Annotated in this window: 14 protein-coding genes; 3 read left to right on the top strand and 11 right to left on the bottom strand. The window is 74.4% G+C overall.

The window, feature by feature from the left end; genetic code table 11:
- Nucleotides 1-64: 64 nt before the first annotated feature.
- The 7 genes from ACWD4P_RS26890 to ACWD4P_RS26860 all read right to left on the bottom strand — a co-directional run bounded on the left by ACWD4P_RS26890 (nucleotide 65) and on the right by ACWD4P_RS26860 (nucleotide 14,195).
- Entirely contained in the window at nucleotides 65-520 is a 456-nt protein-coding gene (locus ACWD4P_RS26890; protein ID WP_449781354.1) for a type II toxin-antitoxin system RatA family toxin, read from the bottom strand.
- Nucleotides 517-1,749, bottom strand: coding sequence for an aspartate aminotransferase family protein (locus tag ACWD4P_RS26885; RefSeq protein ID WP_449781353.1), 1,233 nt, complete (start codon nucleotides 1,747-1,749; stop codon nucleotides 517-519). The genes ACWD4P_RS26890 and ACWD4P_RS26885 overlap by 4 nt, the downstream gene beginning before the upstream one ends.
- Nucleotides 1,746-2,792, bottom strand: a complete 1,047-nt coding sequence (locus tag ACWD4P_RS26880; RefSeq protein WP_449781352.1) for an SDR family oxidoreductase — start codon at nucleotides 2,790-2,792, stop codon at nucleotides 1,746-1,748. Before ACWD4P_RS26880 ends, ACWD4P_RS26885 begins: the two co-directional genes overlap by 4 nt.
- Before the next feature lie 10 nt (nucleotides 2,793-2,802).
- Nucleotides 2,803-3,930 carry an acyl-CoA dehydrogenase gene (locus tag ACWD4P_RS26875; RefSeq protein ID WP_449781351.1) on the bottom strand — a complete coding sequence of 376 codons (1,128 nt, stop codon included), beginning with the start codon at nucleotides 3,928-3,930 and terminating at the stop codon, nucleotides 2,803-2,805.
- 212 nt (nucleotides 3,931-4,142) lie between these two features.
- Nucleotides 4,143-8,162: a non-ribosomal peptide synthetase gene (locus tag ACWD4P_RS26870; RefSeq protein ID WP_449781350.1), complete on the bottom strand. Its 4,020-nt coding sequence runs from the start codon at nucleotides 8,160-8,162 to the stop codon at nucleotides 4,143-4,145.
- On the bottom strand, nucleotides 8,159-11,776 hold the full coding sequence (locus ACWD4P_RS26865; RefSeq protein ID WP_449781349.1) for an amino acid adenylation domain-containing protein: 3,618 nt from the start codon (nucleotides 11,774-11,776) through the stop codon (nucleotides 8,159-8,161). The genes ACWD4P_RS26870 and ACWD4P_RS26865 overlap by 4 nt, the downstream gene beginning before the upstream one ends.
- A 169-nt stretch (nucleotides 11,777-11,945) precedes the next feature.
- Complete coding sequence (locus tag ACWD4P_RS26860) at nucleotides 11,946-14,195, bottom strand: MMPL family transporter (protein WP_449781348.1); 2,250 nt, start codon at nucleotides 14,193-14,195, stop codon at nucleotides 11,946-11,948.
- Between the two features lie 376 nt (nucleotides 14,196-14,571).
- Between ACWD4P_RS26860 and ACWD4P_RS26855 the strand changes: the two genes are divergently transcribed.
- Genes ACWD4P_RS26855 through ACWD4P_RS26845 form a run of 3 tightly spaced genes read left to right on the top strand, consistent with a single transcriptional unit; the run spans nucleotide 14,572 to nucleotide 17,487 of the window.
- Nucleotides 14,572-15,990, top strand: coding sequence for an MFS transporter (locus ACWD4P_RS26855; protein WP_449781347.1), 1,419 nt, complete (start codon nucleotides 14,572-14,574; stop codon nucleotides 15,988-15,990).
- A gap of 45 nt (nucleotides 15,991-16,035) precedes the next feature.
- Complete coding sequence (locus ACWD4P_RS26850; RefSeq protein WP_359817571.1) at nucleotides 16,036-16,656, top strand: TetR/AcrR family transcriptional regulator; 621 nt, start codon at nucleotides 16,036-16,038, stop codon at nucleotides 16,654-16,656.
- A gap of 24 nt (nucleotides 16,657-16,680) precedes the next feature.
- Nucleotides 16,681-17,487, top strand: a complete 807-nt coding sequence (locus ACWD4P_RS26845) for an SURF1 family protein (RefSeq protein ID WP_449781346.1) — start codon at nucleotides 16,681-16,683, stop codon at nucleotides 17,485-17,487.
- 96 nt (nucleotides 17,488-17,583) lie between these two features.
- On the opposite strand, the gene ACWD4P_RS26840 is transcribed toward ACWD4P_RS26845, so the two are convergent.
- The 4 genes from ACWD4P_RS26840 to ACWD4P_RS26825 all read right to left on the bottom strand — a co-directional run bounded on the left by ACWD4P_RS26840 (nucleotide 17,584) and on the right by ACWD4P_RS26825 (nucleotide 21,618).
- Nucleotides 17,584-19,143, bottom strand: coding sequence for a sialidase family protein (locus tag ACWD4P_RS26840; protein ID WP_449781345.1), 1,560 nt, complete (start codon nucleotides 19,141-19,143; stop codon nucleotides 17,584-17,586).
- A 460-nt stretch (nucleotides 19,144-19,603) separates the two neighbouring features.
- Entirely contained in the window at nucleotides 19,604-20,329 is a 726-nt protein-coding gene (locus ACWD4P_RS26835) for a hypothetical protein (RefSeq protein WP_449781344.1), read from the bottom strand.
- Nucleotides 20,330-20,599: 270 nt separating this feature from the next.
- The gene (locus ACWD4P_RS26830; protein WP_449781343.1) at nucleotides 20,600-21,037 is read right to left on the bottom strand and encodes a glutaredoxin domain-containing protein; all 438 of its coding nucleotides are present in this window, start codon (nucleotides 21,035-21,037) and stop codon (nucleotides 20,600-20,602) included.
- Between the two features lie 167 nt (nucleotides 21,038-21,204).
- Nucleotides 21,205-21,618 carry a PPOX class F420-dependent oxidoreductase gene (locus ACWD4P_RS26825; protein WP_359827440.1) on the bottom strand — a complete coding sequence of 138 codons (414 nt, stop codon included), beginning with the start codon at nucleotides 21,616-21,618 and terminating at the stop codon, nucleotides 21,205-21,207.
- Nucleotides 21,619-21,759: the final 141 nt, after the last annotated feature.

Below are 21,759 nucleotides of genomic sequence, written 5' to 3'. Positions count from 1 at the left end.
GAAGGGCCGGTCGTGGACGGCCCGTCGGCCGTCCGGGTCGGGCGCGGGATCTCCCGCGGGCCGGTCACGTCCGCTCGCCGAAGGTGGTGGCCGGTCCGTTCAGGCCGGTCAGGATGCGCTGGAGGTTCTCGACCAGGGTGCGTTCGGCGATCGGGTCGAGGATCGCCGCCAGGCTGGCCATGCCCAGGTCGAACTCGGCGTCGAATCGGATGACCACCCGGTCGCCGGCCCGCTCGACCCGCCAGGTCCCGTCGAAGGACGCGAAGTCCCCGGTGGTCTGGGCGAAGGTGATGGAACGGTCGGCCGGGTCGATGACCTCGTTCTCGGACCACCGCATCACGCCATTGCGGAAGTTGACCGCCCACTCGGTGTCGACGACGCCGTCCGCGCGCTCGGTGACATTCACCTCCCGGACGGCGTCGGTGAACTCGGGGTAGCGCCCGAAGTCGGACAGCCGCGCGAAGACCGTGTCGATGTCGGTCTCCGGGACGTACGCCTCGAGGGTGACCTGTCGCGTCACAGCGTTCCTTCCAGGGTGGTGGCCGCGTCGTCGAAGGCGGTGAGCAGCCAGTCGACGTCGCTCGGGGTGAGGACGGCGGGCGGGGTGAACCGGATCACCCGGTGGGCGTTGAGGCTGTGGTTGACCAGGACGCCGCGGTCGTGCAGTTCCAGGACGAAGGCGCCCGCGGTGTGCTCGTCCCTGAACTCGACGCCGATGAGCAGTCCGGCCCCGCGGATCCCGGCGACCAGGCCGGGGCAGTGTTCGGCGACGATCCGGGTCAGCCCGTCCAGCAGGGTGCGGCCCAGCGCGGCGGCGCGCTCGACCAGCCCCTCGGCCTCGATGGTCCGTACGGCGGCGCGGGCGGCGGCCATCGCGATCGGCGAGGCCGCGAAGGTCGAGGTGTGCAGGAACGGGTCCCGGCTGAACGGCTCGTAGGCGGCGTCGGTGGCCACCATGGCCGCGACGGGCACCACCCCGCCGCTCAGGCCCTTGCCGACCAGTAGGACGTCGGGGCTGATCCGCTCGCGGTCGGCGCCCCACCAGGAGCCCAGCCGGCCGAGGCCGGTCTGGATCTCGTCCAGCACCAGGAAGGCGCCGGCCGCCCGGCAGAGCCGCTGGACCTCGGTGAGGTAGCCCTCCGGCGGGATGATCACGCCGCCTTCGCCCTGGACGGGTTCGAGGACCACGCAGGTGTCGGCGCCGATCGCGCCGGCCAGCGCGGCGGCGTCGCCGTACGGCACGTGCGAGACGTCCGCCAGCAGGGGGCGGAACGGCTCCTGGTAGAGCTCCTTGGCGGTGAGCGAGAGCGCACCCATGGTCTTGCCGTGGAAGCCCCCGGTGGCCGAGACGAGCCGCCGTTTGCCGTGCGTCCGGGCGAGTTTGACGGCCGCTTCGACCGCCTCGGCGCCGGAGTTCACGAAGTGGACCCGGTCGAGGCCCTCGGGGGTGACGCCGGCCAGGGCGGCGGCGGCCCGGGCCGCGGTGGGCTCCAGCAGCAGCCGCGTCGACATCGGGTGCGACCGGGCCTGGGCGACCACGGCCTCGACGACGGCGGGGTGGGTGTGCCCCAGGAGGAAGACGCCGTAGCCGCCGCAGTCCAGGAAGCGCCGCCCGTCGGCGCCGAGGACGTGCGCGGCGTGCGAGGAGACCTCCTGGTCGCCGCCGGTGAGCTCGGCGAGACTGGCCCGGCCCTTGCTCAGGTGGCGGCGGTAGAGCTCCGCGACGGCCGGTTCGGTTCCGGTGGTCATGCGGCCACCTCCCGGGGGCGGACCAGGCCCTTGACCCGGGCGTAGTGGAGCATGGACGCGGTGAAGGCGTCCTCCAGGTCCCCGGTGCCGGGCCGGCGCACGCCGGGGACGAGCGGGTAGTCGCTGCGGAAGGGCTCGGCGGTCCGGAACAGGGCGGTCATGGCCAGCATGTCGTCGAACCGGCGCTGCTGCGCCTTCGGCAGCGACTCGATGAAGACCGGCCGGATCAGCCGTTCCACCATGTCCGCGGAGACGAACCGCGGGGCGTGCGGCTCCGGGCCGAACCGCCGGCCGAGTTCCAGGGCCAGTTCGACGATCCGCCCGGCGGTCGGGGCGGCCTCTCCCCCGGTCACCCAGTACTCCCCGCCGGTCGTGCCCGCCCGGACCAGGCCGACGATCACCTCGGCGACCAAATCCTGCGGGACGAAGTCGATCCGGGTCTCCGGCGGGAGCGGCAGCATCGGCAGCGCGCCCCGCAGGATCGCGCCGGCGATCGCGTGCAGGCCCTGGAACTGCGAGATCCGCCCGGTGACGGTGTCGCCGATGACGACCGAGGGCCGGATGATGTTCGCGGCCGCCCCGGAGTCCAGGACGGCCCGTTCGGCGGTGCGCTTGCTGTCCAGGTAGACCTCCGGCCGGGCGCCGCCGCACCCCTCCCGGGCGAGGTCCTGCCGGGACACGAAGGCGGTGCTGACGTGCTGCAGCGGCGCGGACGCCCGGCGGGCGAACGCCAGGACGGCCGAACTGCCGCGCACGTTCAGCTCGTTGGTCAGGTCGGGGTCGACGCTGAACCCGGTGATCGCGGCGCAGTGCACCACCGCGTCGACACGGTCGGCCAGGTCCTCGTACGCCGCCCGGTCGAGGCCGAAGTACGGCCGGGTGAGGTCGCCGCGGACGTTGACCACCCGCGGTCCGGTCACCGGCTTGCTGTGGGTGAGGCAGACGACGGTGCGGTCGGTCAGCCGTTCCAGTACCGCCTGGCCGACGACGCCGCTCGCTCCGGTGAGCAGGACGACGGGGCCGGGCTTCGAAGTGGGAGTCATCGCGGTTCCCTCAGCCGACGCGCAGGGGACGGCCGGCGAAGTGGTCGCACAGCTGCCCGGACATGTGGGTGCGGGACGGCGGGTGGAACATCAGGGCGGCGCAGGCCGCCGTCAGGTACGCCCCGTCGCCCGACCCGATGTAGGCCATGCCGCCGAGCAGTTCCACCGCCTTGCGGTTGATCCGGCCGATGGCGTCCTGGACGGCGTAGCGCACGCACAGCACCCGGGCGAGCATCTCCGCGCCCCGCTCCCCGGCGTCCACGGCCCGGGCGACGCCCTCCAGCATGGCCGCCGCGGCCTCGGCCTCGACGACCAGCCCCGCGCGCTCGACCGCGTCCGCCCGCGCGGCCTCCAGCACGCCCTCCACCAGGGCGCCGGCCGCCCCCAGGTAGGTGGCGGTGACGAGGAGTTCGAACCAGATGAAGCCGCTGGTCTGGAGCGCGTCGGGCTGCTGGTCCTCGGTGTTGTCGGTCATCACGACGAGCCGGCCGGGCACCTCGACGTCCTTGAGGACCACCTCGTCGCTCTCGGCGCCGGCCAGTACGAAGTTGTTCCAGAAGGGCCGGACCTCCAGCCCGGGACTGTCCGACGGGACGACCACGACGGCCATCCGGTCGCGGCCGTCCTCGTCGGCGACCGCCACCGAGGCGGTCAGCAGGTCCATCGAGCCCGACAGCGAGCACGGCTTCTTGGAGCCGGTCACCCGCAGGCCGTCGCCGTGCCGCACGGCGCGCAGCGCCGGGGAGAGGATGGCCGCCCCGGTGCGGCCCTCGGCGAAGCCGGAGGCGACCAGCAGCCGGCCGGTCGCGATGCCCTCCAGCAGCATCCACTCCCAGCCGTCGCCGAGGCCGGCCTCGGCGAGGCTGGCGACGGAGAAGTGGTGCATGGTGGTGGCGACCCCGAGCGAGGGGGTCCTGGCGCCGATCGCCCGCTGGACGCGGACCGCCTCCAGCGCGGTGGCGCCGGCGCCGCCCTGCTCGGCCGGGATCAGCAGGCCCGTGCCGCCCGCGGCCTTGAACAGGGCCAGCGCGGGATTGCCGGGCCGCTCCAGGTCCGCGAGCGGGATCCGGGCGAGGTCGGCGTCGAGGCCGGGCATGAACCGCTGAAGGGTCGCCCGTTCGGTTTCCAAGAACCGCATGGTGAAGTTCCCCCGTGTGTAGGTGGTTCGGCTCGACCGGATTCCGGTCGAGGGACGCCTCGGTCGAGGATCTGACCGAGGGTCGGGTGGAGAGGGTGGAGAGAGCCCCGGCCGGGCGTCCGCCCGGTCGGGACCGCTGGTGAGAGGTGGGTCGATCGGGGCCCGGCCGGCAGATCCGCCCGGTCGGGACCCGGTGGTGGGGCGTGGGCCGGCTACCGCTGGTCGAGCGGTTCCCCCAGCCAGGCCGCGACCCGGTCGGCGATCGCCGCGGGCCGGTCGTCGGTGACGATCGAGTAGTGGTCCTCGTCCCAGACCTCGGCGTCGAGGCCGGGGCAGACGTCCTGCCAGGCGGGGACCGGGTCCGGGCGGTCGACCGCGCCGGCCACCAGGAGCAGCGTGGGCACGTCGGACTTGTCCGCCCGGTGGCGGCCCAGGGCCGCCAGGTTGTGCGCGTGGACGCGCATCAGCAGCTCGTACTGCCGCACGTCGGTCCCGGCGGGCAGCAGCCCGTGGGCGACCGACGCCCGCGCCGCCGTCCCCGTCAGCGTGGCGGGCGGCGCGTCCAGGACGGCGGCGCGCACCGCTTCGGGCAGGCGCCCGCCGGCGAGGTCGGCGAGGAACTCCAGGTGCCCGGCCGTCTCGGTGGCGGTCTCCCGGGACTCGGTGAGGTCGCTGTCGACCATGAACACCCGGACCTCGTGGCCCCGTTCGGCGAGCTGCCGGCCGACCTCGTGGGCGAGCACGCCGCCCATCGACCAGCCGCCCAGCAGGTACGGGCCTTCGGCCGACACCTGCTGGAGCTCCTCGCGGTAGGCCGTCGCCATCGTCTCCACGTCGGGGTCGAGGACGGCGGTGGTGCCCTGGGCGAGCGCCCGGCTCTGGAAGGCGTGGACGGGGCCGGGCCAGGACCGGGCCAGCGCGGTGTAGCTGCTCACCGAGCCGCCCACCGGGTGGAACAGGAAGAGCTCCCGCCCCGCCGTCCCGCCCGGGCCGCCGGCCAGGGCGACCCGGCAGCCGGCCGGCCGGTCCTGCTCCGCGATGCGCCCGGCCAGCGCCCGTACCGTCGCCGCCTCGAAGACCTGGCCGAACGGCAGCTCGACCGCCAGCTCGGCGCGGACCCGGTTGATCAGCCGCAGCGCGAGCAGCGAGTTGCCGCCCAGCGCGAAGAAGTCGTCGTCCGGTTCGACCGCGGGCAGTTCCAGCAGGTCGGCCCAGAGCGCGCACAGCCGGTCGACCAGCTCGCCGCCGGTGCCCCCGGCCGCGGCGGAGGCCTGCCCGGCGGGCGGGGCCTGGGCGGCGAGCTCGGCCAGCGCCCCGGCGACGTCCACCTTGCCGTTGGCCGTCAGCGGCAGCTTCTCCAGGACGTGCAGCCGCGCGGGGACGAGGTGGTGCGGCAGCCGCGTCCGCAGGTGGGCGAGGACCGTCCGGCCGTCGAGGGCCTCGCCCTCGCGGGGGACGACGAGCGCCACCAGGCGCCGCTGCCCGCCCGGGGTGGGCGCGCCGCTGACCACGCACTCCCGCACCGCGGGGTGTTCGCGGATCGCCGTCTCCACCTCTCCCGGTTCGACCCGGAAGCCCTGGATCTTGAGCTGGCGGTCCTCGCGGCCCAGGAACTCGATGGTGCCGTCCGGCCGGTAGCGGCCGAGGTCGCCCGTGACGTACAGGCGCTCGCCGGTCCCAGGGTGCCGGATGAACCGCTCGTCGGTGCGCCCGGCGTCCCGCCAGTAGCCCCGGCTGAGCCCGACGCCGCCGATGAGGATCCGGCCGACCGCCCACGGCGGGCGGAGGTCCAGGCGGTGGTCCAGCACCCGCATGGTCTGGTTGCGCAGCGGGACCCCGTACGGGATGCTCCGCCAGGCCGGGTCGACCCGCTCGATCTCGAAGACGTTCGACCAGATCGAGGCCTCCGTGGCGCCGCCCATCGCGACGACCCGGGTGCCGGGCCAGACGGACCGCAGGCGGTCCGGCAGCTCGGTGGGGATCCAGTCACCGCTCATCAGGAAGGCGCGCACCGGCGGCAGGCCCGCCTCGGGCCGCTGTTCGACGACCTCGGCGAGCATCTGGGCGAGCGCGGGCACCGAGTTCCACACCGTCGCGCCGTGCCGCACCGCGGCCCGCACCCAGCCGAGCGGGTCGGGGCGGCGGCTCGCCTCCGGGAGCACCAGGGCGGCGCCGGCGGCGAGCGCGCCGAAGACGTCCCAGACGGAGAGGTCGAAGCTCAGCGAGGAGATCCCGAAGACCCGGTCCTCGGGGGCGAGCGCCAGCCGCCGGTTGACGTCCTGGACGGTGTTGACCGCGGCCCGGTGCTCGATCATGACGCCCTTGGGCAGGCCGGTCGAGCCCGAAGTGTGGATGACGTACGCGAGGTCGGCCGGATCGCCGACCCGGGCGCAGGTCTGGCCGGCGGCCGGTTCGAGGGCGTCCACGGAGAGCACCGGGCGCTCGCCGAGCGCGCCGATCCGCTCCTCGGCCGGGGACTGGACCAGCGCGACCCGCGCGGAGCAGGCCTCCAGCAGGTGGGCGATCCGCTCGTCCGGCAGGCCGGCGTCGACGGGGCAGTACGCCGCGCCGGCCCGCAGCACGCCCAGGGCGGCGGCGACCTGCTCCCAGCCCTTGGTCATGACGACGGGGACCACGTCCCCCCGGCCGACCCCCAGGGCGCCCAGCCGGCAGGCCACCGCCCGGGAGCGGGCCTCCAGTTCGCCGTACGTCACCGACCGGTGGGCGGTCAGCACGGCGGGGGCGGCCGGGCGCAGCGCCGCCTGGCGCAGGAAGCCGTCCTCCAGGCGCTCGGCCGGCGGGGCCGCGACGGGCCCGTTCAGTTCGGCGATCCGGGCGTGGTGCCCGGCGGAGACCGGGTCCGGCGCGGCCGTCGCCCCGGCGGGCCCGGCCAGCTCGTCGAGCATCCGCCCGTACGCCTCGAACATCAGCTCCGGCAGGCCGGGCGGGAAGGCCTCGTCGACGACGTCCCAGACGCAGTCGACGCCGCCGTCGGTCCCGTCGTGGAGCTGGTTGTCCACCAGCACCTGGGGGGTGCGCAGGTCGCTGAACACCTCGCGGCAGGCGAGCCGGCCCCGGCCGGAGCCGGTCGGCGCCGGCTCGGTGGCGGTCCCGGCCTTCAGCATGCTGGTGAAGACGTACGGCAGGGCGGCGCGGGAGGTCCAGCCGCGGCGGGCGGCCAGTTCGCGGGTGATCCGCACGCCGGCCACGTCGGCGTTCTGCAGGTCCTGCCAGACCCGGCGCTGCAGCCGCCGGGCCCGCTCCCAGAAGTCGCCGGACCCCGCCAGGTCCACCTCCAGCGGGAGGGTGGCGCCGAACTGGCCCACCACGCCCGCCATGTGGGGCCGGGTGGTCGCCCAGTTCTGGTGCAGCAGGTTCAGGCTGAAGTGCGGGGAGGCGGCCCAGGCGCCGAGGACCTCGGCGAAGACGTGGCAGAGCGCGGTGGTCGGCAGCACCCGGTGCTGCCGGAAGGCGGCGGACAGGCGCTGCCACTGCTGCCGGGTCAGCCGGTGGGTGCGGCGGGTGAAGCGCACCGTGCCGATGGCCGCGGGCCGGCCGGCGAGCGGCAGCCGGGGCGCGTCGGGCAGCCGGTCGAGGCGCTCCTCCCAGTACCGCCACTGCTCCCGGTACTCGGGGCTGTCCTCGTGCGCGAGCAGCTCCAGCCGGCAGTCCCGGTAGCCGAGCGCCGGGGCGGGGAGCTCGGCGGCGGGGTCGTGGTAGTACGTCCGCCACTCGTCGACGACCTGGCGGATCCCCCGGCCGTCCAGCAGCAGCAGGCTCATCGCGAGGTGGACCCGGACGCGGTGCGGCCGCAGGCGGTTGACGACGAGGGCGAACAGCGGCCAGTGGGTGGGGTCCACCCCCTCGCGGCACATCCGCTCCCTGGTCCGGGCGAGTTCGGCCTGCCGGGCCGGCTCGTCGAGGCCGGTCAGGTCGGTCACGGTGAGCCGGACGGGCGGGGTCCGGTCGCCCGTCAGCACCCGTTGGGCGCCGGCGTCCTCGACCACGGTGCGCAGGTGGTCGTGCCGGCGCAGCAGCCGGTTCAGCGCGTCCTCGGCGCGGGCCGGGTCGAAGTCGACCAGGTCGAGTTCGACGTAGTAGGCGGGCAGGAAGCCGCCGAGTTCGACCAGCCGGGAGGCGCCGACCAGGTAGGCCTCCTGGAGCGGGGTCAGCGGGAAGGGGGCGTGCCGGGACACCGGGTCGGTCCGGGACACCGGGTCGGTCCGGGTCACCGGGCCGCCTCCAGCTGCTCGGCGAGCACGGCGGCGAGTTCGGCGACGGTCGGGGCCTGGAACAGCAGGTCGACGGCCTCGTCACCGCTCTGCCGAATGCCCAGTTCGGCGCGGAGCCGGCCGATGACGCGCACCGCGTGCAGCGAGTCGCCGCCCAGGTCGAAGAAGTTGTCGTCGACCCCGAAGTCGTCGCGGCCGAGCGCGTCGACCCACATCTCCAGCAGCCGCTCCTGCAGCGCCGTGCGCGGCGCCGTGCGGTCCTCCGGGGCGCGTTCGCGCCAGGGCGAGGGCAGCGCCGACCGGTCGACCTTGCCGTTGGCGCTCAGCGGCAGCCGGTCGAGCACCAGGTAGTGGTGCGGGACCATGTACTCGGGCAGCAGGTCGCCCAGCACCTTGTGCAGGGCGGCCGGGTCCAGGGCCTCCCGCCCGGCGGGCGCGCCCGCGACCAGCACGTGCTGGACCAGGGCGCGGACGGCCGGTCCGGTGTCGGGGACGGAGGCGAAGCGGGTGAAGCCGGCGGCCGTCAGCTGCTCCTGCCACTCCCGGACCGCGAGCAGGGTGGCCTCGCGCTGGTCCTGGTAGTTCCCGAAGCCTTCCAGGAAGGCGAAACTGATCATGTTCAGCGGGGAGTTGACGGTGCCCTCGATGAGCACCAGCAGCCCGCCGGGGGCGAGCAGGCTCCGGACGGTGGCCAGGGCGCGTCCCAGGTCCTTCGCGTCGTGCAGGACGTTCGCCGCCACGACGACGTCGGCGCTGCCGGGTGCCAGGCCCTGGGCGGCCGGCTCCTGGTCGATGTCGAACAGGCCGTAGCTGACGAAGGGGTAGACGCTCTCGTAGCGGCGGCGGGCCTCGGTGGTGAAGGCCGTGGAGAGGTCGGTGAAGTGGTACCGGACGCGGTCGGCGGGCAGTTCGGGGAGGATCCGGTCGCAGGTGGAGCCGGTGCCGGCGCCCAGTTCGAGGATCCGGACCGGCCGGTCGGCGGGGAACCGCTCCACGAAGGAGCGCACGGTGGCGGCGGCGATCCGGTTCTGCAGCCGGGCGGCCGGGTTCGCGGCGTACAGGGCCTCGGTCACCCGCCAGTCGCCGTCCGGGAGCAGGAGCTGAAGAGGCCGGACCGTGCCCCGGAGCATCGGGAGCTGCTGGTCCACGCACTCGGTGAAGTAGTCCAGCAGGACGCGGTCGGGGCCGGAGACGGTGAACGCGGCCAGCTCGGCGGCGATCCGCGCGTCCAGCGCGTCCGGGTCGAACGGCCGCTCGGCGCGGTAGCGGCCGGGCTCCCCGGTGGCACTGAGCAGGCCCTCGGCGGCGAGGACCGCGAGCCACTGGGCGACCAGGCCGCGGTACAGCGGGCGCAGGCCGTTGCGGGTGACGACCTCGTCGGCGGTGGCGGTGTCGCCGGCAGCGGTGAAGGCGCCGAGCCGGGCGAGGCCGCGGGCCATGACCGCGGGGGCGAGCGCCTCAAGCCGCTGCCAGAGGTTCTCGAACGTCGCGATGTCGTCGGCGAGTTCGGCCACGGCGAGGCCGAGCTCGGCCTCGCCGGCCGCCCGTGCGGCGGACCAGGCGGCGTCGCCGTCCGGGGCGGCGGCCGTCTCCGTCCGCTCCTCGGGCAGGAGGTAGGCGACGAGTTGCCGGCGGTCGGTGGCGGGGTTGGTGTCGACGGTGAGGAGCGCGTCGCCCACGCCGGGCTGACGGCGCAGCACCGCGGCGATCTCGTCCAGCTCGATGCGGTACCCGTTGAGCTTGACCTGGGTGTCCTCCCGGCCGAGGAACTCGATGTCGCCGCCGGGCAGGTAGCGGCCGACGTCGCCGGTCCGGTAGAGGTACTCGCCGGTCGCCGGGTGGACGACGAACCGCTCGGCGGTCCGCTCCGGGTCGGCCCAGTAGCCCTTGGCTACGCCGACGCCGCCGATGAGGATCTCCCCGGTGGCCCAGACCGGGCACGGGTCGAGCCGGCGGTCGAGCACCTGGAGCGTCTGGTTGGCCATCGGCTTGCCGTAGGGGATGCGGCTCCACTGCGGCGGGACCTCGCCGATCGGGTAGGTGACCGACCAGATGGACGCCTCGGTCGCGCCGCCGAGGCTGTTGACCCGCGCCCCGGGGTGGGCGGCGCGGATCGCGTCCGGCAGCGACACGGGGATCCAGTCGCCGCTGAGCAGCACCACCCGCAGGGTCGGGGCGGGGGCGTCCGCGGCGGCCGGGGCGGGGGCGTCCAGCCAGACGCGCATCAGGGCGGGGACGGAGTTCCAGACGGTGACGCCGTGCCGCCGGACCAGCTCGGACCAGTGCTCGGGGTCGTGGGCCCGGCCGGGTGCGGGCATGACCACGGTGGCGCCGGCGGCCAGGGTGCCGAAGACGTCGTAGACGGAGAGGTCGAAGCTGAGCGAGGACAGGGCGAGCACCCGGTCCTCGGGGCCGATCCGGAAGCGCCGGTTGACGTCCTGGACGGTGTTGGCGGCGCCCTGGTGGTCGATCATCACGCCCTTGGGCCGGCCGGTGGAGCCGGAGGTGAAGATGACGTAGGCCAGGTCCTCCGGTGCGGGGCCGGTCGGGAGCGGCCCGGCGGAGGCCTCGCGCACCTCGGCGTCGTCGAGGGTGACCAGCCGGACGCCGGTGGGCCAGGCCAGTTCGTCGCGCAGCCGGGGAGTGGTGACCACGATCCGCACGCCGCCCTGCTCCATGACCTGGGCCCGGCGCGCGGCCGGCCACTGCGGGTCGACGGGCAGGTAGGCGGCGCCGGAGAGGGCGACCCCGAGGACGGCGGGCACCTGGGCCCGGCCCTTCTCCACGACGACGCCGACCAGGCTGCCCGGCTTCGCGTCGAGCGCGGTCAGACGGCGGGCCAGGCGCCGGGCCTCGGCCACGGTCTCGCCGTAGGTGAGCTGTCCGTCGTCCGCGATCACGGCGAGGGCGTCGGGGCGTTCGGCGGCCCGTTCCTCGACCAGGCGGCCGAGGGTGGTGACGGGGATCGGCTCGGCGGTGCTGTTGGCCTCGGCGCGCTCGGCGGCCTGCCAGTGCGGCAGCGCGGTGAGGCGGGCCCGGCCGTCCCAGGCGTCCTGGTCGGCCGCCAGCCGGTGGAGGGCCGCGGCGCAGACCGCCGTCAGGTCGGCCGGCAGGCCGTCGGGCAGCAGTGCTTCGTGGACGTTCCATGCGAAGGAGAGCCCGCCGGCCTCCTCGGTGGCCTGCCAGGTCGGACGACATCGGTCCGGCTCGTCCGCCCGGACCGTGGCGCCGCTCCCGGCCCGGTCGAGCTGCTGCCGGATCCGGCGCACCCGTGCGGTGAAGGTGTCGTCGGGGAGGGTGTCGAAGGTCAGTGGCAGCGCCCGGCCGGACCGCACCAGGTCCAGCGTGAACTCGTCCGCGGGGGTCCACAGGCGCACCACCTCGGCGCAGACGGCCGTCAGGACGTCGGCCGGGGCGAGCCCCCGGCGCTCCGCCTCGCGGCGCACGGCCGTCCAGGCCTCCCGGCCGATCCGCCCCGCGTGGGCGGTGACCGCGGCCTGCTCCTCGTCGGCCGCCGAGTGCGGCGCGGCCGGCAGCTCGGGGCCCTCGGCCCGGCTCGGGATCCGCAGTTCGATTTCCTCGCCGGGCATTTCTCTGAGCAGGTTCGACGCCATTTCCCATTCTCCCCGTGATGACACTTTTCGAAATCTCCATAGCGCGTTCCGAGCCATTTACATTCGCTCGGAATTTCTACCGTCGGAACCCTAGCCGGGCCCCGGTCGAGCGTCAACGAATTTCGCCGGAACGGGCGGATCCCGGCAGCGGGAGCCGCCCGCACCCAGGTCAGGCCGAGCGTTCCGCCGGCGCCCGCCCCGCGATCGGATCCGGCCGGTCGCGATATTCCTCCGGAATCTCCTCGGAATGCTCACTCAGGCCGAAGCGGTCGTGCAGCCGGCGCAGCGGCCCGGGCGCCCACCAGTTCGCCCGGCCGGCCAGCCGCATGAAGGCGGGCACGAGCAGGCCGCGGACCAGGGTCGCGTCGACGACGACCGCCAGCGCCAGGCCGACCCCGAGCAGTTTGAGCAGGGTGAGCCCGGAGGAGGCGAACGTGACGAACACGGTGCCGATCAGTAGCGCGCCCGCGCTCATCACCCGGCCGGTCTTCTCCAGGCCGAGCGCGACGGAGTGCGTGTTGTCCCCGCTCCGCAGGTATTCCTCGCGAATCCTGGAGAGCAGGAAGACCTCATAGTCCATCGACAGCCCGAAAGCGATGCAGAACATGAGTACGGGCATTGTCGCATCGATCATGCCGGTGTTCGTGAATTCACCGACAAGCCATTTCAGGTGACCGTCCTGGAAGACGTAGACCATCGATCCAAAAGTAGCCGTCAGGCTCAGCAGGTTCAAGAGGACGGCCTTCACCGGAATGAGGACGCTGCCGGTGAACAGGAAGAGCAGGACGAAGGTCGTCACCGCGATGATGAGCAGCGCCGTCGGCAGGGTGTCGCCGGTGGCACGGGTGGTGTCCACCAGCTGTGCGGCCTGCCCGCCCACGCGGGCCGGGACGGGCGCCCCGTCCGCTTCGCGCACGGCCGCCACGAGCGCGCGGCCCGGCTTGGAGTACGGCTCGACCGGTGACACGACCGACAGCCAGCTCCCCTCCGGACCGGTGAAGCGGCCGGACGCCTCCGTCGGCGGCGCGACCTGCCGCCCGTCGGCGTAGGAGCCGGTCAGGGTGTCCACCCGCCGCACGCCCGGCAGGGTGGACAGCCGCTCGGCGTACGGCGGGAGCGCCCGCGGAGCGTCGGCGTCGGACAGCCCGGACAGCACGACGGGGATCGGGTTGGTCTCGCCCACGTCGAAGTTGTCGCGCAGGTACTGGGCCGCCTGGCGGGCCGGCGAGGACGCGGGCAGCACCCGGTCGTCGGCGAGGCTGAACGAGGCGGACAGGAACGGGCTGCCCAGCACGACCAGCAGGGCGACGATCACGGTCATGACCGGGACCGGACGGCGCATCACGCCCAGCGCCAGCCGGCGCCAGAAGCCGCTCGGGGTGCGCCGCCGGAACCGCCCGAACACGTCGAGGCTGTTCACCCGGTGGCCGAGCAGGGCGAGCAGGGCGGGCAGCGCGACCACCGAGGTGAGCGCCGCCACCAGGACCACCGCGATGCCGCCGTAGGCGATCGAGCGGAAGAAGTACATCGGGAAGACCAGCAGCGCCGAGAGCGAGAGGGCCACGGTGAGGCCGGAGAACAGGACGGTCAGGCCGGCCGTCCGCACGGTGGTCCGCACCGCCCGGCCGACGTCGGCCCCGGCGGCCAGTTCGTCGCGGAACCTGCTGATGACGAACAGGCTGTAGTCGATGGCGAGTCCGAGCCCGAGCGCGGTGGTCACGTTGAGCGCGAAGACCGACACCGGGGTGAGCTCCGTGAGCAGTTGGAGCACCCCGGTGGTGAAGACCACGGCGACCCCCGCCACGAGCAGCGGGAGGAGGGCGGCGGCGAGGCTGCCGAAGATGGCGATCAGCAGGACGAGCGTGATCGGGGCGACGATCAGTTCGGCGCGCAGCAGGTCGTCGGCCGAGACCTTCTCCACGTCGACGTAGGTCTGGGCGATCCCGGTGAACCGCAGGTCCAGCCGGTCGTCGCCCAGTCGGGGGACGATCCGTTTCGCGGTGGCCTGGTAGGTGCCCTCGTTCCCGCTGAGCCGGACCAGGACGAGACCGCTCTCGCCGTCCTTCGAGCGCAGCGCCGCCGGCCGGCCGGACGTCCAGTAGGAGTCGGCCGAGACGACGCCGTCGAAGGAGCGGATCCGCTGGACCAGGCCGGACGCGGCGTCCACCACGGCGGGGTCCTCCGGGCCGCGGCCGTCGCGCCCGGTGACGATGACGACGAGGTTGGGCGCCCCGGTGCCGAAGTCCCCGGCCAGGGTGGAGTCCACCCGCATCGACTCCGACGACGGGTCCTGGAAGCCCCCGTTGGCGAGGTGCTGCTGGACGCCCGCCCCGTAGAACCCCGCCAGGGCGGCGACGAACACGGTGAGCGCGAGGATCAATCCCCTTCTGGCCACGGCCAGTCTGGCGATGACGTTCACGAAGCTCCTTCACAAGGACGCGGCCCCGCGTCGGGGGCGGCTCGCTCGGACCCGGGCTGGGATGTGCCCAGGCGACGGAGAGTCCTCAAGGGCCCTGCGGAACGACCGACCTGTCGTCACGTCAGCTCGACGGCGCCTCTGGCGCACCATCAAGTCGAACACAATGTCCAACTTAACTACTATGACGCATAGGGTCAAGGGTCGACCGCGGGCGGAATCACCAGGCGGAAGCAGGGGCCGGCCGATGCGGCGCCCCCAGACGCCCGGGGGCGGACTCTCCGGGGGGAGACATTAACTCATACAGGGTTGTTCAACTTGGCCGTCCTGCGGTATCCCTTAACTCATACACACCTGTCTGAGATAAGGGGTTCCCCTGATGACTCACGCTGCCCACGCACCGTCGGACGCCCATCCGCAAGCGGAGCCCGACCCGCGTCGCTGGCTGCTGCTCACGCTGCTCTGCCTCTCGCAGTTCATGCTGATCGTGGACGTGACCGTGATCAACGTCGCGCTGCCCAGCATCGGCGAGGACCTCCGGCTCAGCCGCGAGACCCTGACCTGGGCCGTCACCGCCTACACCCTCTGCTTCGGCGGCCTGATGCTCCTCGGCGGCCGGCTGTCCGACGCCTTCGGCGCCCGGCGCCTCCTGGTCACCGGCCTGCTCCTGTTCACCACCGCCTCGCTGGTGGTCGGGCTCGCCGGGAACGCGACCGTGCTGATCGGCGGACGGCTCGCCCAGGGCGTCGGCGCGGCACTGCTGTCACCGGCCGCGCTGGCCACCATCACCCGCACCTTCCACGGCGCCGAGCGGCACAAGGCCCTGGGCATCTGGGCCACCCTCGGCGGCATCGGCTTCGCGGTCGGCGCGATGCTCGGCGGCGTGCTCACCGCGGGCCCCGGCTGGAACTGGGCCTTCTTCATCAACGTCCCGGTCGGCCTGGGCATCCTCGTCGTCATCCCCCGGCTGGTGACCGCCTCCGCCACCCACGGCGAGCGCCGGATCGACCTGCCGGGCGCGGTCCTCGCCACCGCGGCGACCGGGTCGCTCATCTACGGCCTGATCAAGGCCGGTGACGCGGGCTGGGGTTCGGCCGACACCCTGGTGCCGTTGGTCGGCGCCGTGCTGCTCTACGCCCTGTTCACCCTGGTCGAGCGCAAGACCGCCTCCCCGCTGATGGACCTGCGCATCCTCGCCAAGCGTCCGGTCGCCGCCGGCTCCTTCCTGATGCTGATCGCCACCGGCCTGCTGCTCGGCTACGTCTTCCTCGGCTCCCTCTACCTCCAGGAGGTGCGCGGGCTGTCCGCCCTGTCCACCGGCGCCCTGCTGCTGCCCGTCGCCGTGGCGACGGCGGTCGGCGCCCACCTCGCGGCGCACCTCATCGGCCACGCCGGCGCGCGCCTGGTCGCCGCGGGCGGGCTGCTCGTCTCGGCCTCCGGCGCCCTCGTGCTCTCCCTGACCGGCGGCACCGCGGGCGTGATCGTCGGCCTGGTCATCGGGGCCGTCGGGATCATCCCCGTCTTCGTCTCCGCGACCACCACGGCGCTCGGCTTCATCTCCCACCACGAGGCCGGGATCGCCTCCGGGGTGGTCAACACCTTCCACGAGGTCGGCGGAGCCATCGGCGCCGCGACCGTCTCCACCGTCGCGGCGGCCGGCATCGCGGCCCACACCGACACCGGGTTCTCCGCCGCCTACAGCACGCTGGCCGCGATCGGAGCGGTCGCCGCGGTCATCGGGCTGCTGGTCATCCCCAAGGGCAAGGCCGACATGCCCGCCGGCGTCCACGTCCACTGACACGTCCACCGAGAGGACCCGCCCACGGTCTTTAGACTCCGTTTCATGGAATCCGAACACCACAGCGGCGCCGCGAAGGCCCGGCGGGGCGGCGCCGCCCCCCGCCGGGCCGACGCCGAGCGCAACATCGCCGCGATCCTCGCCGCCGCTGCCAGCTGCCTCGGCAAGAACCCCAACGCGAGCATGACCGAGATCGCCGCGGCCGCCGGAGTCGGCAGGGTCACCCTGTACGGGCACTTCTCCTCGCGCGAGGAACTCCTCAGCCGGCTGATGGAGCGCGCCCTGACCGAGGTCGCCACCATGGTCGACGCCACCGACCTCGCCCACGGCCCGGCCGACGAGGCCCTCCTGGCCTTCATCCGGTCGTCCTGGCAACTGCTCGACCGCAATCTGCGCATGCTGCACGCCGCCCGCCACGCACTGCCGGCCGAAGCCGTCCACGGCCACCACACCGGCATCCTCTCGGCGATGGAACACCTCATCACCCGGGGGCGGCAGGAAGGAACGTTTCGGGATGACCTCCCCGCGCATTGGCTCGTCACCTCCGTCTACACCCTGGTCCAGGCCGCCGGCGACCAGGTCGAGTCCGGCCGCTTCACCTCCGAGGAGGCCCTCGACGCGCTCGAGGCGACCCTCGTCTCCGTGCTGCGCCGCCCGGCCGGCTGAGCCCCGGCGGGCCGCGTGGGAACGGTGAGCCCGCGCGGGAGCGGTGAGCCCGCGTACCGCTTCCTCGCGACTCCCCGCTGGCTGGCCGGAGTCTTCGTCGCCTTGGCGGCCGTCACGGTCTGCCTCTGGCTCGGCACCTGGCAACTCGGCCGGTTCCAAGACCGGTTGACGACCCATCACGCCGCCGACGGCCCGGCCGGCGAGGCCGTCCCGATCGAACGGCTGCTGACCCGGGACCAGCCGATGGTCACCACGCTCACGGTCGGGCGCACGGTCCTCGCGACGGGCAGCTACGACGCCGCCCACCAGGTGCTCGTGCCGGCCCGGGTCCTCGGGGGCGAGGAGGGCTCCTACGTGCTCACCCCGCTGCGCACCGCCGAGGGCCCCGCCGTCGCCGTGGTCCGGGGCTGGGCCCCGGGCCCGCCGGCCGCCGACCGGGTACCCCCCGCACCGGCCGGCCCGGTCACCGTCACCGGGCGCCTCCAGGGACCGGAGGACGCCGGCAAGCGCGGCGCGATCGCCGGCGGCCTGCCGGCCGGGCAGCTGGGCACCATCAGCCCGGCCGCCCTGGTCAACCTCCTCCCCTACCCGGTGTACGACGGCTGGGTGGCGGCCGACGCCGCGCCGGACGGCCTCACCTCGGTGGCGGGCCTGCGGCCGGAGGACGGCAGCGGGCTGACCCTGCGCGCCTTCCAGAACCTCGGCTACACCCTGGAGTGGTTCGTCTTCGCGGGCTTCGTCGTCTTCATGGGGTTCCGCCTGGCGCAGCGCGAGGCCGAGGTCGCCCGGGACCGGGCGCTCGGCCTGGACGAGCCCTCCCCGGCCACCTGACCACCGGTGGCGGGGAGCCGCCGGCGACGAGGAGAGCGTCGCCGGCGGACGCAAGGGCCCGCCCTCCCGGTGGGACGGGAGGGCGGGCCCGGGCACTCAGTGGCGGACCACCGGCGAGGGGTGCCGCCCCCGGTCGGGCACGTCGAAGAGCACCGGACCGGTGCTGGAGGGGACGGTGCCGCCCCGGACGGCGAGGCCGCCCTCGACGGCGTACATCGCCTCGTCGTAGGCCCGGCCGCCGGTCGGAGCCCTGCCGACCGCGAAGACCGCCACCGCCTTGCCGTCCAGCACGGAGGTGGAGAGGTAGTCGCCGACCATCGCGCCGCCCGCCGTGGCGACGATCCGGGACAGCGGCATCGGGCCGGCGACGGTCCGGGGCGCGCTCCAGGCGGCGCCGCCGTCGTCGGAGGAGACGAAGCCGACCTCCAACGCGCAGGTGGCGTCCGTGCAGTCGGCGTCCGGATAGAAGTAGTAGTACAGCCCGAGCTTCGCGGAGCGGCCGGACGTCGCGTGGTCGACGCCGAGGCCGGGGAGGAAGTGGTCGACGCCACTGGTGACGGGGTCGATCGGCACCCGGGTCACGGCGGACCAGGTGGTGCCGTCGGCCGAGGTCGCGTAGACGATGTCGTTGGCCGGGCAGCCGGCACGGAAGCGGCAGTCCTGCCAGGCGACGTACACCCGGCCGGCGGCGTCGATCTCGGCCGAGGGCAGGCCCTCGCCGTCGCGCAGACCGCCCGCGACCTCGTGCGAGGAGACCTCGGCGACCAGGACCGTGGAGCCCCAGGAGCGGCCCCCGTCGGTGGAGGTGAAGGAGCGGATCGACGTGGTGTCGGTCGAGAAGGGCACCACGACCGTGCCGTCGGGCCGCACCAGCGGCTGGCCGCCGAGGCCGAGGTTGACACCGGACGGGCCGGCCGGCGCGGACCAGGTGCTGCCGCCGTCCCGGGAGACGGACATGACCATCAGGTTGTCGGAGGACGGGACGTCGACCTCGATGTAGCAGGTGCCGAAGTACGGGCTGACCGGCGAGTTGTCGCAGACGATCCACTCCTTGTCGTAGAACCGGCCGTCGAAGCCGACCGCCCGCACCGCGTCCCGCCAGCCCAGACCGTCCGCGGAGCGACTGACCGTCACCCCCACGGGGTTGCGCCCCGCGTCGATGACCAGACCGGCGACCATCCAGGTGCCGTGCCTGGCGTCATAGGCGACCGAGGGATCGGAGGCGCGGGCCCAACTGCCGCCCTGGTAGGCGGTGATGCCGGGCAGCATGCCGGACCGCCAGCTGGCGCCGCCGTCCTTCGAGGTGCTCCAGCCGAGGCGGGCCGCGCCCCCGTCGGCGAACCGCCCGACCTGGGCGGAGGAGACGATCGTGCCGCCGTGGGCGAAGGTGTCGGGCTCCACCTCGGTGGCGTGCTGGGCGGAGGTGTCGGTGAGCGGATCGGCGCTCACCCGGACCAGGCGCGGTCCGCCGCCGGTCGGGGTGAGGGCGGTGGCGCGGGCCGCGGCGTCGGGGGCGGCGGAGACGGCGGCCGGGGTGGCGGCCTGGGTGGCGCCGGCCGGACCGGCGCTCCAGGCCGGGCCGACCAGCGCGAGGGCGGCGGCCACCAGGACGGCGAACGACCGCCGCCGGGGCGTGGGGGTGCACGGGTGCCTCATCCGGAGCTCCTTCGAGTGGGGTGGGAGTACGGACGACGAGGGGTGGGCGCGCGGGGGCGCACGGGGGTACGGGCCGGCGCTCTCCGGACCCTGCCGGAGGAGGCCGCGCGGAAGCCGGGGACCGCCTCCGGCAGACGAGGAACGAGAAGTGATCACGCACGGTGTTCACACGGTCGCAAATCGGAAGTGTGAACCGGGCCATGACATCGCACAAGACGTACGACCGAATCCGGCGGAACGCCGGCCCCGCCCCCGGCGGCCGGGGTGCGGCCGCGGGCCTGGACCCAACACCCTTGACAGCGCGCCGACTTGGGCCGAAACGCCGAACGGCGGTACCACCGATCGAATCGGTGGCACCGCCGTTCGGCGTCCCGGGCTTCCCGGCCCCCGGCGCCGGGACGCGCGCACTCTCGGACGTTCAGCCGTACGCGCTCGCGCGCGGCCCCTCACGCGAGGCCGCTCACTCGTGGGCGCTGATCTCACCGCCGGCGCTGAGCACGATGTGGACGGCGTTGGCGTCGACGCCGGCGTCGTGCTGGTTCGCCTCCAGCGTCCCGTACACCGCGTTGTCCGCGCCGAGGATCTCCGCGCGGTAGTGGAGGTCGCCGGTCCTGGTGACCCTGGCCGTCCAGCCGCCCGCCAGCTTGAAGGTGCCCGGCCCCTGGTGTGCGCCGCCCATCCAGGAGTGGATCCTCCCGTCCAGCGAGAGCACCACGAACATGCCGTTGCCGTCGAGCCCGTCGTCGTGCCCCTTCGTCTCCAGGGTGGCGAGGACCTGGCCGTCGTTGACGACCTTGGCGAGATAGTGCTGGTCGCCGAGGGTCCGGATCTCGGCCGTGCTGCCGTCCACCAGGGTCTCGGTGCGGACCTGGCCGCCCGGCTTGGGCTGGTTCCCCGGGGCCGGTGCGGTCGTCGCACGCCCGGAGGGCGTGGCGGTCGGCGCGGTGGCACCGTGCGTCGCGGACGCCGCGGGCGTGCCCGGCGCGGCGGGCGTGGTGGCCGCCGGCGCGGCGGTGGGGGCGGCGCCCGGCGTGGTGGCCGCCGCGGCGGTGGTCGGAGCGGCCGCACCCCGGGTGCCCGACGAGGAGGAGCAGGCGGTGGCCGCGGGTACCAGCAGGGCCGCGGTCAGAACGGTTCCGGCCAACCGACGGACGGTGCCGGCACGGCGGATCGTCGAGAGGGACATGCGGGTTCTCCTGAGCGAAGTACGGGTGAGGAGAGCGCAGTTCACGCCCCTCCCGCGGGGACCGAAGGCCGGGGCCGCGTCCACACCGAAGGTAGTACGAACAGTCGACGGAATTGAGCCTTCCATGTCACCGAACCGCAACGCCCGGGCCCTCCGCGCCCCGTCCGCACCGCGCCGACCTGCGCCGACCTGTGCCGATCGCCGTACGCCGCCGGGCCGTTCACCCACCGGACCGTCGCACGCCCGCCCCGCGCCCGGACCGCCCGCCGCTCAGGCGGCGGGCGGAAGCTGTCCGCGCACCCATCCGGGATCGGGGTTGGTGTGCGGCCGGCCGTTCGCGACGACCGTCGGCACGGTCTCGTTGCCGTCGTTGGCCGCCCGCACCACCGCCGCCGCCTCCGGGTCGCTCCAGATGTCGACCCAGTGCAACTGCCGGGCCCTCCGCCCCAACCGGACGCGCAGCCGCAGGCAGTACGCGCAGCCCGGCCGCCAGTAGACCACCGGTCGGCCGTCGACCGCGCTGCGGCGCAGCGCCTCCGCCGCACCGGGCGAACTCGGGAACACCAGGGGCGAGTTCATGACCGCGAGCCCCGCGAACAGCAGCAGGTACAGGACGGCCGCCCCGTGGCTCCCGGTGAACGCCAGTCCGCCCGCGGCGGCGGCACCGCCGAGCAGCAGCGACAGCGGCAACTTCCACACACGCGTCATGGTGGCCCACCCTGTCCTCGGCCGGGGCGCCGCACGGGAGCGCGGCCCGGCCCGGAACGGCGATCCGTCGAAGGACCCGACGCGGCGTCAGCTGCCCTCCCCCACTGCCGATCAGGGGGAGGGCACCCCCGCCGCCGTCGCGGACTCCGGGCCCGCGGCCGCCCCGGTCAGCCGGTCGTCGCGGTGCCGACGACCCTGGTCGGGCTGATCCGGACGGCCACGCGCCGTACCTCCGGCGGGAGGTCGAGGTACTCCTGGCCGGCGCCGGGCCCCTCGTACTGCTCGGCGAGGGCGACCGCGAGGGCGCGCCCGGTGTCCTCCGTGACGGTGGCCAGGCCCCGGACCTCGACGTAGCGCAGCGGGTCGGCCGGGTCGTAGACGGTGAGGCTGGCCCGCGGGTCGCGGTGCAGGTTGCGCTCCTTGCGGCGTCCGGCCGCCGTGGAGACGAGCAGGTCGTCACCGTCGCGGCCGACCCAGACCACCGAGGTCTGCGGGCTCCCGTCCGGGTTGAGGGTGGCGAGGACGGCGGGGACGGGCGCGTCGAGCAGCGCGCGGACGGCGTCGTTCAGGATGGCTGTCATCCGGCCGAGGCTAGGGCGTGTCTTGCGGATCTTTGCCGGGTGCGCAACGCCGGGGCACGCACCTCGCCGCGTTGTCGTCGGTCGCCAATGCTCCGCAGTGGCTCCCTCCTCCGCCTTGCGATGCACGCACCCCAACGCCGC

The sequence above is a fragment of the Kitasatospora sp. NPDC002543 genome (assembly GCF_053594915.1).
Note: the sequence above shows the minus strand (reverse complement) of the source record. Positions and strands in the feature narration are given on the sequence as shown.

Coding starts and splice junctions, on each gene's coding strand:
- ACWD4P_RS26885 (WP_449781353.1), bottom strand. CDS start 1,749: ATGACCACCGGAACCGAACCGGCCGTCGCGGAGCTCTACCGCCGCCAC.
- ACWD4P_RS26830 (WP_449781343.1), bottom strand. CDS start 21,037: ATGACGCGTGTGTGGAAGTTGCCGCTGTCGCTGCTGCTCGGCGGTGCC.
- ACWD4P_RS26865 (WP_449781349.1), bottom strand. CDS start 11,776: ATGGCGTCGAACCTGCTCAGAGAAATGCCCGGCGAGGAAATCGAACTG.
- ACWD4P_RS26855 (WP_449781347.1), top strand. CDS start 14,572: ATGACTCACGCTGCCCACGCACCGTCGGACGCCCATCCGCAAGCGGAG.
- ACWD4P_RS26850 (WP_359817571.1), top strand. CDS start 16,036: ATGGAATCCGAACACCACAGCGGCGCCGCGAAGGCCCGGCGGGGCGGC.
- ACWD4P_RS26835 (WP_449781344.1), bottom strand. CDS start 20,329: ATGTCCCTCTCGACGATCCGCCGTGCCGGCACCGTCCGTCGGTTGGCC.
- ACWD4P_RS26825 (WP_359827440.1), bottom strand. CDS start 21,618: ATGACAGCCATCCTGAACGACGCCGTCCGCGCGCTGCTCGACGCGCCC.
- ACWD4P_RS26840 (WP_449781345.1), bottom strand. CDS start 19,143: ATGAGGCACCCGTGCACCCCCACGCCCCGGCGGCGGTCGTTCGCCGTC.
- ACWD4P_RS26880 (WP_449781352.1), bottom strand. CDS start 2,792: ATGACTCCCACTTCGAAGCCCGGCCCCGTCGTCCTGCTCACCGGAGCG.
- ACWD4P_RS26875 (WP_449781351.1), bottom strand. CDS start 3,930: ATGCGGTTCTTGGAAACCGAACGGGCGACCCTTCAGCGGTTCATGCCC.